Here is a 13,135-nt window from a genome sequence, read left to right on the forward strand (position 1 = left end):
GTGTGAGGGCTTTCTTTAAAGGTATCCCAATTTGGTATACCAAGAATCGTAGAGCTCTTGAACATGGTTATCGTGTATGTCTGGCCATTCTAAACATGAAGGCTACGAGCCCCATTGGCAGCGTAATTTGGCCGTCTGCCTGTTTGGCTCCTTTACAACCTTGGTCGCAATGACACTCATGCTACCGTTCTTGCCGCTTTATGTGCAGCAGTTGGGTGCAAGAGATCAGGCAAGCATTGCTCAATGGTCGGGCATAGCCTACGGCGCAACATTTCTGACAGCCGGGCTCGTCGCGCCGCTCTGGGGGCGGTTAGGAGATCGATATGGACGCAAACCCATGCTGGTACGGGCCAGCTTGGGTATGGCCATAACAATGGCGTTGATGGGGTGTGCCGACACTCTATGGCAACTTGTCGGATTACGACTGCTGGCTGGTCTGGCAGGAGGTTATTCATCCGGAGCAACGATCATGGTGGCAGCCCAGACACCACGCAATCGCTCTGCCTGGGCTCTGGGCCTGCTGTCTTCGGGCGTCATGGCGGGCACTTTGGCAGGCCCACTGATTGGGGGCTTTCTGCCGGCTCTTATTGGCATCCGTATGACGTTCCTCGCGGCAGGGGGGCTGATTTTCGTGGCGTTTCTGGCGACTGTTCTGCTGGTGCGTGAAACACCACGCTGTTCGGTCAAGGAGGGGCAGGCTCGCAGTCACTGGGCGGAAATTCCCGATAAGCGTCTCGTCTTGGCTATGTTAACGACCGGATTGTTATTGATGGTCGCCACTATGTCGATTGAGCCCATTATTACCCTCTATGTGCAAACCCTGACCACTGATCCGGCCCGAGTAACGTGGATAGCTGGCCTAGCCATGTCGGCCGCTGCATTCGGGAGTATTGTGTCTGCCTCTTACCTTGGCCGACTTGCAGATCGTGTTGGCCATGGCTCTGTGATCGCAGGGGCTCTGGCTGTTGCCGGGTTACTGCTGATTCCTCAGGCGTTTGTTACAACGGGTTGGCAACTGATCGGGCTGCGCTTCCTGATGGGATTATCCCTTGGAGGGCTATTACCCTGTATTTCCACGGTGATCCGACATAATGTCCCTGATTATGCGGTGGGCCTTGTTTTGGGTTACGCAATTTCTGCCCAATACGCGGGTCAGGTTGTGGGACCGCTGCTTGGTGGATTTGTCGGTGGGCACATAGGCATGCGTGCTGTTTTTCTGGGAACGAGCGGGTTGCTGCTTTTGGGTGCAGCCTGCAACTGGCGTATTTGCCTATTTTATCGCCAGACTACCTAAGCTGCTGCAAATTTTCGGATCAGACACAACAAGTGCCGGAAAATTGACATGACAAAACCGGCCATAACTGGGATTAATCACGACCAATAAGTCGAGCAGACAGTTGCCGGTTGGTATTGCCGTTGCTTCAGGTCCAGAACACCTTCACGACGTTGGGATTACAATGAGCGCCTATTCAGATTACCTCGCTGAAATCAAAGACCGCGAAAATCAGGGGCTTGCTCCCAAGCCAATCGATGATGGCAGTCTTGTTAGTGAAATTATCACCCTGATTGAAGACACTGGGAACGAGCAGCGGGCAGATGCTCTCAAATTCTTCATCTACAATACGCTACCAGGCACCACGAGTGCGGCTGGTGTCAAGGCCGATTTTCTGAAGAAGATCGTGCTGGGTGAAACAGTCGTCCCAGAAATCACCCCGAGCTTTGCCCTTGAGCTTCTTTCACACATGAAAGGTGGCCCCTCTGTCAGGGTGCTGCTTGATATCGCATTGTCAGACGCAAGCCCGCTGGCCAAACAGGCTGGAGAGGTGCTGAAGACCCAGGTCTTCCTTTACGATGCCGATATGTTCCGCCTGCGCGATGCCTATAAGGCAGGCAATGCCGTCGCAAAGGACGTGCTTGAAAGCTACGCCAAGGCTGAGTTTTTTACCAAGCTCCCTGATGTTGAAGACGAAATTAAAGTCGTCACCTTCATTGCTGCTGAAGGCGACATCTCGACGGACCTTCTGTCTCCCGGCAATCAGGCCCATTCGCGCTCAGACCGTGAACTACATGGCCAGTGCATGATCTCGCCCGAGGCGCAGAAAGAGATCGTCGCGCTGCAGAAGCAGCACCCTGATGCCCGCGTGATGATGATTGCCGAAAAAGGCACAATGGGTGTCGGTTCTTCCCGCATGTCGGGTGTAAACAACGTGGCACTGTGGACCGGCAAGCAGGCAAGCCCTTACGTTCCTTTTGTCAATTTTGCTCCTATTGTCGCAGGCACGAATGGTATTTCGCCAATTTTTGCGACAACCGTTGATGTGACAGGCGGCATTGGCATTAATCTGAAAAACTGGGTCAGAAAGACTGATGCCGATGGCAAGCCAGTTCTGAACGCTGACGGCAACCCTGTCCTTGAGCAGAAATATTCGGTCGAAACCGGCACCATTTTGACGATTGATGTGAAGGAGAAGCAACTTCGCGATGAGGCTGGCAAAGCTCTGGTCGATATCTCTGCGGCATTCACGCCCCAGAAAATGGAGTTCATGAAAGCCGGTAGTTCTTACGCTATCGTTTTCGGCAAAAAGCTCCAGACTTTTGCGGCCCAGACGCTTGGAGTTGAAGCAACTCCGGTTTTTGCCCCCAACAAAGAAATTGCGATTGATGGTCAGGGTCTGACGGCTGTCGAGAAAATCTTCAACCGCAACGCTGTTGGTGTTACGCCGGGCAAGGTCCTGCATGCAGGGTCGGATGTGCGTGTGAAGGTGAATATCGTCGGCTCCCAGGATACGACCGGCCTGATGACTGCGCAGGAACTTGAGGCAATGGCAGCTACCGTCATTTCACCTTTGGTGGATGGCGCATACCAGTCTGGCTGTCACACGGCATCTGTCTGGGATAAAAAAGCACAGGCGAATATTCCAAAGCTCATGAAATTCATGAATGACTTTGGCCTGATCACGGCACGTGACCCCAAAGGGGTCTACCACCCGATGACAGACGTCATTCATAAAGTGCTGAACGACATCACGGTAGATGACTGGGCGATCATCATCGGTGGAGACAGCCATACCCGCATGTCGAAGGGTGTTGCCTTTGGCGCTGACTCCGGCACTGTGGCGCTGGCACTGGCTACCGGTGAAGCAACAATGCCGATCCCGCAGTCCGTCAAGGTCACGTTCAAAGGTACGATGAAGCCGTATATGGACTTCCGTGACGTCGTACACGCCACTCAGGCACAGATGCTTAAGCAGTGCGGTGATAACGTCTTCCAGGGCCGCATCATCGAAGTCCATATCGGCACTCTGCTTGCAGACCAAGCTTTTACCTTTACCGACTGGACAGCGGAGATGAAAGCTAAGGCTTCCATCTGCATCTCTCAGGATGAAACGCTGATAGAATCCTTGGAAATCGCCAAGTCACGCATTCAGATCATGATCGACAAAGGTATGGAGAACGCGGCAGGCACATTGAAAGGCCTGATCGCTAAAGCCGACAAACGCATTGCTGAAATACGTTCGGGTGAAAACCCAGCTCTGGCTCCCGATGACAATGCGAAATATTTTGCCGAGGTGGTGGTTGATCTCGATCTGATTGACGAACCGATGATCGCCGATCCGGATGTGAATAATCCGGACGTATCCAAGCGCTACACACACGATACCATCCGTCCGGTTTCTTACTATGGTGGTACCAAGAAAGTAGACCTCGGTTTTGTCGGTTCCTGCATGGTACATAAGGGCGATATGAAAATTGTTGCCCAGATGCTGAAGAACCTTGAAAAAGCACAAGGAAAAGTAGAGTTCCAAGCGCCCCTGGTTGTTGCCGCACCAACTTACAATATTATTGATGAGTTGAAGACGGAGGGAGACTGGGAAGTTCTGGAACGTTACTCTGGCTTCGAATTTAACGATCAGCACCCAAAAGCAACTGCACGTACCGAATACGAAAACGTCCTCTATCTGGAACGCCCAGGCTGTAACCTGTGCATGGGTAACCAGGAAAAAGCCGAAAAGGGTGATACTGTCCTCGCGACTTCAACACGCCTCTTCCAAGGACGTGTCGTTGAAGATTCCAAAGACAAGAAAGGTGAATCCCTTCTGGCTTCAACACCAGTTGTAGTGCTGTCCGCAATCCTTGGCCGGATGCCCACTAAGGACGAGTACAAAGCTGCGGTCGAAGGGATTGAGTTGACTAAATTCACTCCACCAAAAACGGCTCCGCTCGGTTCTATGTCCGTCCACTATTAATGATTGCAAATGTTAGACTTAGCCAATTTTAATTTATTGTGTTGAACGCTGCGTTATCGCTCACAGATTTATCCATAGAGGATTAAATCTGTGAGTGACGTTTTTTTGCTATCAGAGAGCTAATTCTTGGGGGCATCGAAGAATTATATTTTGATGTATTTTGCTTACGATAGGAGGCTATGACGTGTTGATTGATGGTGCCCGGATTAGCCTTCCATCTGTATTTTGAGAAAATCGAGGACTATATAATGTGCTGAATTTCTATACATGGGGGGCATCCTCTCCAGAAACAGGAAGCAGCACATTTTTTAATCAGCCTGTAGCTCGAGTGATGCTTACCGTTCGGGAAACAAGCCTCGCCTGGGATTTCTGATCAGAACAGATTCAACACGGGGTCGGATGACCGATTTTCCAGCATTCGACTTCTGGATATGGTAGGGTTGGGTTTGAGATGAGGCTTTTCCCTGCAGATCTTCCCAACAAATTCCTACGTCTTTATGAAGTCTGCGTCGGCTTTCGATCAATAGAAATATGGGATTTGTAACCAAAAAACGTGATCGCGAGATTGATTGAGGTCATACTCCTATCTTCCTGCCCCTTGATGTTGGAAAATTTCAACGTCCAGAACGCATGGCGGTCTTTGTGAGACAGCTTTGTTGGCCATCCAGTCCTATGGATATCCTTCCAGAAAACTCGGCTTCTTAGTGCCCGTGTTGTGCCGCTAGGAGGTATCGTCAGTTAACGGTGTTGCCCCGGCCCGCGTAATTTTTCTTGTTTTGTGGTGTTTTCTCTCTGCTTTTCAGGGAAATATGCAGGTGCGCCGGTATGGTTTGAACGATGCTCAATGAGAACGGATCAAGGATATTCTTCCTGGTCGGGAGGGTAGTCCCTGGCGCGACCCGCCTGTCCGGTTCGGGAGTTGGAAGAACGTCCATCGCCAGTTACGTCCCTGGTGCGAAGGGGCGTTATCAAACGGGATTTTCCGGTACCTAGCTGTCGACCATGACAACGCATACATGGCGATCGATAGCACGATCGTTTGAACTCACCAGCATAGTGCGGGCGCTCATAAAAAAGGGGCGTGAACCAAGCTATCGGATGGTCCCGTGGCGAGCTAACCACGAAACTCCACGGCACTATCGATGCTACCGGAAAAGCTACGGCTCTTCTTCTGGCGCCCGGACAAAAAGCCGACATCGTTGAATCTGAGCCATTGCTCGATGAAGTCGATCCCGGGACCTTCCTTGCCACGGCTCAACTCGTCGCCGCTATCATCAGAATTAACCGACGACATGACCGAGTAAACTCAGGCTAGTTTAGTAACTTGATTTCCGTGTATTCACTATATATGACACTCGGAATATGTATTTTATAAATACGGTCTTTCGTCGTTATATTATCTGTGCCTGAAGGCATGTCATCATGTCTCTCGGCAGTTGTTCCTTCTTTTTCAAGCCGGACCTTTCGATGATTTCTGCTTTCTCTCTGTCCCGCCGCGCTTTGCTGGGCGTTCTAGTGATCGAGCCTTTGCTGCGCGTTGCGCACGCCGCCGAACAGAAGACCTTGCGGATCGGTATTATGTCCGGTGAGGACGAGGATATCTGGCGTCTGATCGCCACCCACGCTGCCAGGGTCGGTCTGACGTTGAAAATCGTGACTTTTTCGGACTACAACGCGCCCGACGAGGCGCTGGCAGAGCATGAACTGGATGCCAATGCCTTTCAACACGGTCCATTTCTAGAGGCCCAGAAGGCAGCACACGGTTATAGTATCGTGCCTGTGGGCAATACCTATTTCTCCCCGATCGGACTGTATTCCGCGCGCTGGCCGTCGGTGGCAGCCCTGCCAAAGGGGGCCGTGATCGGCGTTCCGAACGACCCTAGCAACGAGGGCAGGGCCTTGCGCTTACTGGAGACGTTAGGGCTGATCAAGCTGGCGCCTTCGGCCGGCTTGCTGCCCACAGCGCTGGATATTACCGACAACCCGCTCGACCTGTCGGTGAAGGAACTGGATGCTGGGATCGTGGGCCGCACGCTTCCCGACCTAGATGCTGGCGTTGTCAACACGAACTGGGCGTTCAAATCGGGTATCCAGATTGATAGGCAGCGGATCGGGCAGGAGGTACTGACCAATAACCCGTACGTCAATTTCGTTGCGGTCAATGAGGCGGATGCCAATGCACCTTGGGTCGCGCCGTTGATGGACGCCATCCACCAGGCCGACGTGCGGAAGGCCATCATCGATATCTACCAGAGCAGGATCATCCCGGCATGGTGAAGAACCTTCTCCGGGTTGAACATGCCACTCGCCGCTTCGGCAGCCACACGGCACTGGACGACGTCTCGGTTCAGCTCCGCTCCGGCGAGATACTAGGCATTATCGGTCGGTCCGGTGCTGGGAAAAGCACGTTGCTGCGGTGTCTGAACGGGCTGGAACGGCTCGATAGCGGGCGCATCCTGATCGAAGACCGCGATATTACAACCCTGCCCGAGCGCGAACTGGTACAGGTGCGGCGGCGGATTGGGCTGGTGTTCCAGCATTTCAACCTGCTGAATTCTCGCACTGTTGCCGGCAATATCGAACTTCCCCTCAAGATCGCCGGTGCACCCCGCGACAAGCGCCGGGCGCGGGTTGCTGAACTGCTGGATCTGGTCGGGTTGGCTGGACATGCCGACAAACGTCCCAGTCAGCTTTCGGGCGGTCAGAAGCAGCGGGTGGGTATTGCCCGGGCACTGGTGGCCGACCCAGCCTTACTGCTGTGTGACGAGGCCACGTCGGCTTTAGACCCGGAAACCACGCTCTCCATCCTCGACCTGCTCCACGACATCAACCGTCAATTGGGTTTGACGATCATCCTGATCACTCACGAGATGGATGTGATCCGCCGTATCGCGCAACGCATTCTGGTCATGGATCACGGCCGCGTGGTTGAGGATGCAGAAACCGCGCAGGTTCTGCGCGGTGCGGCACAGCATGCGGTCACACAGGCCTTCCTGCACGGCGAAACGACGCCTCTGCCCGACAGGATCGTGGCCCTGATGCGTCCGGACGCGTTTGCCGGAGCGGTCCCCGTGCTGCGGCTGGCGCTTGATATTGAAACGACGGATGCGTCCATCCTGTCGATCCTAGCGCACCAATATGGCATTGATGCTACGATGCTATGCGCCAGAATAGCCGAAGGCGGTGCGCGCATACAGGCGGAATGCGTGGTGCGTCTGTCCGGGCATGATGAAAAGGTTATGAACTTTCTTCACCAGGCTAGCCCGTCGATGGAGGTATTGGGCTATGTCCCGGCTGATTCTTGATCTCATCCTGCACGCAACGGTTGAAACCATGGTAATGGTTATGGCTTCCGGCCTGATTGCAGTCGTCGGCGGCCTGCCTTTAGCCATCCTGCTGATTGTGACCAAACCAGACGGCATTCTGCCGCTGCCTGTGTTCTCGCGCGCACTCGGACTGGTGATCGATGCCGCACGGGCGGTACCATTCATGATCTTGCTAGTGCTGCTACTTCCGGTCACGCGGCTGATCGCGGGTACGACGCTCGGCACCGGGGCGGCCATCGTGCCGCTTTCCATCGCTGCTGTGCCATATTTCGCACGTATCGCTGAAGTCTCTTTGCGTGAGGTGGATCGCAATCTTGTTGATGCCGTGCAGGCGATGGGCGGCACGCGCTGGATGGTCATCCGCTTTGTCCTGCTGCCCGAGGCACTGCCTGGCTTGATCTCCGGCATTACGGTTACGCTCGTCACGTTGGTCGGGGCTTCGGCCATGGCAGGTGTGATAGGTGCCGGGGGGCTGGGCGACCTCGCGATCCGCTACGGGTATCAGCGTTTCAACACAACAATCATGCTCTCTGTCGTGGCGGTGCTGATCGCTATGGTCACACTCATACAGGCCATCGGTAATGCATTGACCCGCAAACTGCGGTGAAATTGTCAAAACTATCGGCGCGGTGCTCAGGTCGCCCTGCGCCCCTGTATGCTCGATTATGATACGCATACAGGGGTGATGTCACGTTAAGTCGGGCATGTTAATTGATGACGATGTCAAAGCTTCGTCTGCTGTCTTCTCCGCTGCCCGCAACCTCTTCGTTCCCCCCAATTCCAGCAGGAACGCACTCTCTCGCCGTCTCTTCGCATTCGCCCAATGGAATGCCGCAGCTACTCTCTCAGTATGAAAAGTCGGCCACATTGGCGTCCTTCAAATTAACAGAGTTAGCGTGACAACATCCGAGAAAGGTGAGGCCCATGTTAGAAAAACTTTCATATAGAAGAGCAATATAAAATGCCGACAAACCAACCAAACATTCCAAAACCTGGCACCATAGAATATTACGAAGGGGCAATACGATTTTCTCTGCGAATTGAAAATAAATTTGGATTGATATCAAAAATAGTGCTTTGGATTATTTCTTTTATAGCAGTATCAAGCGCAGCCTTAATTCTATTTGCTATGTACATTCATTTCGATTTAGACTCTGCGCTGAACATCCGTAGCCAGCATGAAAGCAACATATATACAGCATTTATAATTTTATTCTTTTCTCCGACATGGATTATTGGTTGGCTGTGGTGCATCGTCGTCTTCACAAGATTATATGCAGAAAAAAAGCTCAAGCATCTGAGATACTCTTGATTTTCTTAACATCAACCTTGGAGCCTGTCTGGAAATTCGCCCTGATGTGATTCAAACTCTGGATGTGGACGCCAGAGCAGAGGGGCCGGCTGACCAGGATAGCGGTAAGACGAAACACTACCCGGCTGACATAACGGACAAAAAATGGAAGAGGATCGCGCCGTTTATGCCAGGCTCTGGGCGTTGTGGTCGCCCACGGGAGGTTGCATTCCGTGAAGTGATCAATGCGCTTCGCTATCTTGTTCGCTCAGGCCGTAGGTAGCGGATGCTGTCGATCCACTTCGGACACTGGTGCACAGTCTATGGCTGGTCTCGCGAGTTGACGCGCCGGCTCCTGTCCCAGACCATCGATGACGTTGAACTGATGCTCGACTGGGAGCAGGCTAGCCGCGAAGTCAGTCGATGATGGCGCGTTAGTTCATTGATGGGGATGGGCAGGCATCTGTGACCCACAAACGGCATCGTTTTTACGTGAGGTGATCGCGCATGCGGTGTGGCTGTATTGCCGGTTTCCTCTGAGCTTGAAGAGATTCTACTCGAACGCGGGATTGTGGTCTCGTATGAGACAATCCGTCGCTGCTTGATGCCGCGTTCGCCCTCTCCCTGCACAGCAAACCAGCGAAAACTGGAGATGTCTGGCCTCTCAACGAAGTCTGTATCGTGATCAACGGTCGGCCCCACGGGCTCTGGCGGGCCGTTGACCAGGATGGCTACATCTTCGACGAGACCCTTCAGGCCCACCGCAACACGAAACTGGCAAAGCGCCTGCTGACCAGACTTCTGAAACAACAAGGTATCTGCCCAATGGAACGCCGCAGCTACTCTCCTAGCCTGAAAAGATGGTGACATTGGTATCGCTCAAGTCAACAAAATTAACGTGAAAGCATCTCTGGAATTATTCGTGTGAAAAATGACTGTTAAGTGTAAAATGATAGCGCTCTGGTCGAATAAAAAATGTGGAATATTCGGCAGGCTGATTGTTCATGAAATAGGAAATACGTTCCATATGCAGGAGCGCTGTATTTTCTGCAATTTGCAGCAAATGCGCCAGTTCAACGCCAGCAGACTGCGCACCAAGGGTTACATGAACCCGATCTAGGGAGTGTCCTGAAAAGCGGTTGAGCAATGCGTATGTTGGTACAATATCTGCCTCGTCGCGCGAAATATCGGCAAGCTTTGCAGGTAAAAAGCTGCGCCCTACGGCGATTGGTTCTTCACCGATCAGGTGGAGTCTTTCCAGGAAAAGACACTCACCATCGTGCCCAAGCATTTTTCCGACTGGTTCGGGAGGCGTCTTAAGCTCGAAGGTCAACAAGCGCATCCGCGCATCAAAACCCTGCAGACGCAGCGACTCATGGAAACTACGCAGAGTGTCAAGTTCGTAACGCACTTCGCGCCCGATAAGATACGTCCCTTTCCCCTTGCGTTGTTCGATCAGACCACTTTCAGCAAGTGCGTTCAACGCCAGTCTCACCGTTACCCGGCTGACTGAAAACCTCTCTCGAAGCTCTGCTTCGGAAGGAAGTTTTCCGGTGCGTTCAAACCGGCCTTCGGCAATCTCTTGACGCAGTTGCGTGGCGAGTTGGCGATAAAGAGGCGTGGCGTTTTCTCTGACAAGCTGCATGTGGTTTTATAAAATCCTTTTGATATAGGTCGTTATGAGATCTTTTGACGCGATGCAAACGTCAGATTGTCTTGGTCTTGCGATACATGTATTAGCCTGTATTATTGAGAGGTCACAGTCAGTCATACTGGCGGAAAGCGAGCTTTCTCTTCGTAGGTCATTTCCCTCTTCGACGCGGGAAGACAATCTACGCCACCTGGAAGGGTCAAGCATGGATAGCATTACACCTTTTGCCTCTGTCACGCCGACCATTCCTTCGGGCTTGAGCGACTATGTCCATTCCCTTCCGTTTCTCGGTCGTATTAGCCTGGACCGAAAGCAACTGTCTGCGGGGGAGTGGACAGAACTTGTGCTGACGTACGAAATTGGCGGCGTGGGGCTAGCCGATGGAGCGTGGCTTAAGCTGGCATTCAAATTCTATTCGGACTGGGCTTTATTCCAGACATCAGATCCCCGAGCAGCGAATTATGTTTCCGCTGAGTATCATGCCACCGCTTTGCGACCTGGCCAAAGTCCGTCTACTGTTCAGGCACTCAAAGTGCGCTTCGATCAAAAAGGACATGAGCGTCCTTTCCAGAAAGCGGTGATCATCGACATTGTGGATGGTTATCTCAATCCCGGCGACCGGATCATTATCCGCCTTGGTGATCGGCGGCAGGGTGGGGCCGGTACGCGGGTGCAAACTTTCGTTGAAAAGAATTTTCGCTTCCGGATGTTCATTGATCCGCTAGGAAGTTCCAAATTTGCTGAGGTTCCTGGCGACTGCGTGCTGGACATCGTGCCTGCCGCCCCAGCGGCATTGGAGCTTATCGCACCACGCTTTGTGGCTCCGCACCAAAGTTTCGGTGTGCGCCTGCGGATAGACGATGTATGGGGAAATACGGTTGAAAATCAGGAAGCAACCGGACGTTTGATACTCACGGCGCCGAGCGGCAAAGAGTATGATCTCAAGGCTGACTTTGCCAGTTCCGGGTGGGCCATTGCCCTCGTGAAGGACGTGCAACTGGACGAAGCAGGTGAATGGCTGTTCAGAGCCAGTCTGGATGATACCTCGATTGTCTCGGTTGCCACTTATGTCACTGTCGAAGCAAAGGAAAATGACCTAAGCGTCTTCTATGCTGATCTGCATGTCCATTCACAAGATACGGTCGGCACCAACGACACTTACTATAACCTCAGTTATGGAAAGGATGTGGCAGGACTGGACGTACTTGGCTATACAGTGAACGACTTCAATGTTACCGAAGAAAAATGGGATGAAGCAGTTGGGATTATTTCCCGTTTAAATCAGCCAGGACAGTTTGTCTGTTACCCGGGAACCGAATGGTGCGGCAACTCCGCTGCTGGCGGGGACCGTAATGTTGTGTTTTTGCGCGACGGCAAGCCGCGATTTCCGTTCGATGCGGCTGGGAATTCGGTAAGGTCTTTCGAGTGGAATGAATTCACTGCAGGTGCCATAAAACCGGGGACATGGCCGGTTGATCAGCTATGGGCCGCCTACGCGGACGATCCGGAAGGTCATCTCATGATTCCGCACGTGGGTGGCCGACGTTGCATTTTTGACTGGTATCATCCCGACTTGGAGCGATTGACGGAAATCACTTCTGCATGGGGACAATTCCACTGGAATTATATTGATGCACTGGCGCGCGGGTACCGTGTTGGCGCATCCGCAGCCAGCGACGAACATCAGGGCCGTTGCGGCGGCGGTGCACCAGCGACCGCTGTGTTTGGCTCTCGTGGTGGTTTGACCGGTGTTCTGGCGGAGAGGCTAGATCGTGCAAGCATCGGCGGCGCACTACGAGCACGCCGGACCTTTGCCACAACCGGTGAACGCAGCTTTGCTTCCTTGCGTCAGGGAAAGGTATGGATGGGAGAAGAGGCCCAGGCCGATCTCAATGTCCCGCTCAGCTACCGTTTGCTTGGAACAGCAGGGTGGGAAGAAGTCAGCCTCTTTGACGCTAACCGTTGCATCTGGCAGCGTAACTTGCATGCCGAACTCGGGCTCTCATCGCGACAGATCCGTATTCGAATTGGGGGCGCACGCATTAAAGACCGCTATCGTGCGGCCTATTGGCGCGGTACTATCGAGATTACCGGTGCCGCTATCTTGGATGTCGGAACCGTTGGTTTCGACCATCCCGAGCAAACCGCTTGGCGCGAGAGTGCGACGACTGTTTGCTTCACTACCGCCACCCATGGCGATACAGATGCTATTGAACTGACACTTTCCGCGCTTGAAGGCGCTCGTATTAGAGTCAGCACAGATCTGTTTGGTTATACCAAGGTTGGGGATTCACTACAGCCTCCAGTTCATACTGCCTGCCCCAAGGCCAGCCTTGAAATATCGGGCCAGGATCTGCTTACGAAAAGCGAGGTCGTTCTTGATATTCCTGGAGTGGAGCTTCGGCTTGCTGTCGAACGTATCACCGAAAGTGCGCTTCCCCGCGATATCGCGGGGGACATAGATTGGAACTGCTTGAGCCTGCCTTCATGTCCCGTGCATGCGTTGTTTCTTACAGCGCGACAGCGTGATCAGTCACGTGTGTGGACGTCGCCTCTATTTCTTGCGGTGTAAAACTACGTTTCGTAGCATGATCTTTCAGCATCGACGGATACACAATGG

Annotated in this window: 7 protein-coding genes and 3 pseudogenes; 8 read left to right on the top strand and 2 right to left on the bottom strand. The window is 53.0% G+C overall.

The features are described from left to right. Positions 1-76 precede the first annotated feature (76 nt). Together FLP30_RS11120 and FLP30_RS11125 are read left to right on the top strand one after the other, a co-directional pair. Positions 77-1,294, top strand: coding sequence for an MFS transporter (locus FLP30_RS11120; protein ID WP_149279869.1), 1,218 nt, complete (start codon positions 77-79; stop codon positions 1,292-1,294). Positions 1,295-1,457: 163 nt separating this feature from the next. Next, the gene (locus FLP30_RS11125; protein ID WP_149279870.1) at positions 1,458-4,247 is read left to right on the top strand and encodes a bifunctional aconitate hydratase 2/2-methylisocitrate dehydratase; all 2,790 of its coding nucleotides are present in this window, start codon (positions 1,458-1,460) and stop codon (positions 4,245-4,247) included. A 318-nt stretch (positions 4,248-4,565) separates the two neighbouring features. Here FLP30_RS11125 and FLP30_RS14260 read toward each other — a convergent pair. After that, positions 4,566-4,907: pseudogene (locus tag FLP30_RS14260) on the bottom strand (IS5/IS1182 family transposase); the annotation flags it as partial. 810 nt (positions 4,908-5,717) lie between these two features. On the opposite strand from FLP30_RS14260, the gene FLP30_RS11135 reads away from it, so the two are divergent. The 5 genes and pseudogenes from FLP30_RS11135 to FLP30_RS14265 all read left to right on the top strand — a co-directional run. After that, a complete protein-coding gene (locus FLP30_RS11135) occupies positions 5,718-6,524 on the top strand; it encodes a MetQ/NlpA family ABC transporter substrate-binding protein (protein ID WP_408834566.1) in 807 nt (268 codons plus the stop codon). Beyond that, positions 6,518-7,552 (top strand): methionine ABC transporter ATP-binding protein, encoded by a 1,035-nt coding sequence (locus FLP30_RS11140; protein ID WP_149279871.1) that lies wholly within the window; start codon positions 6,518-6,520, stop codon positions 7,550-7,552. Before FLP30_RS11135 ends, FLP30_RS11140 begins: the two co-directional genes overlap by 7 nt. Next, positions 7,533-8,180: a methionine ABC transporter permease gene (locus FLP30_RS11145; protein ID WP_149279872.1), complete on the top strand. Its 648-nt coding sequence runs from the start codon at positions 7,533-7,535 to the stop codon at positions 8,178-8,180. Before FLP30_RS11140 ends, FLP30_RS11145 begins: the two co-directional genes overlap by 20 nt. A 767-nt stretch (positions 8,181-8,947) precedes the next feature. Then, a pseudogene (locus tag FLP30_RS11150) lies at positions 8,948-9,285 on the top strand (transposase); the annotation flags it as partial. A gap of 49 nt (positions 9,286-9,334) precedes the next feature. Further along, a pseudogene (locus FLP30_RS14265) lies at positions 9,335-9,689 on the top strand (DDE-type integrase/transposase/recombinase); the annotation flags it as partial. Positions 9,690-9,780: 91 nt separating this feature from the next. Here the strand turns inward: FLP30_RS14265 and FLP30_RS11160 are convergent. Beyond that, the gene (locus FLP30_RS11160) at positions 9,781-10,509 is read right to left on the bottom strand and encodes a GntR family transcriptional regulator (protein WP_149279873.1); all 729 of its coding nucleotides are present in this window, start codon (positions 10,507-10,509) and stop codon (positions 9,781-9,783) included. Positions 10,510-10,720: 211 nt separating this feature from the next. Here FLP30_RS11160 and FLP30_RS14270 point away from each other — a divergent pair, with 211 nt between their 5' ends. Next, positions 10,721-13,087 carry a PHP domain-containing protein gene (locus tag FLP30_RS14270; protein ID WP_149279874.1) on the top strand — a complete coding sequence of 789 codons (2,367 nt, stop codon included), beginning with the start codon at positions 10,721-10,723 and terminating at the stop codon, positions 13,085-13,087. Positions 13,088-13,135: the final 48 nt, after the last annotated feature.

Source organism: Acetobacter vaccinii, from assembly GCF_008365315.1.
Lineage (GTDB): Bacteria > Pseudomonadota > Alphaproteobacteria > Acetobacterales > Acetobacteraceae > Acetobacter > Acetobacter vaccinii.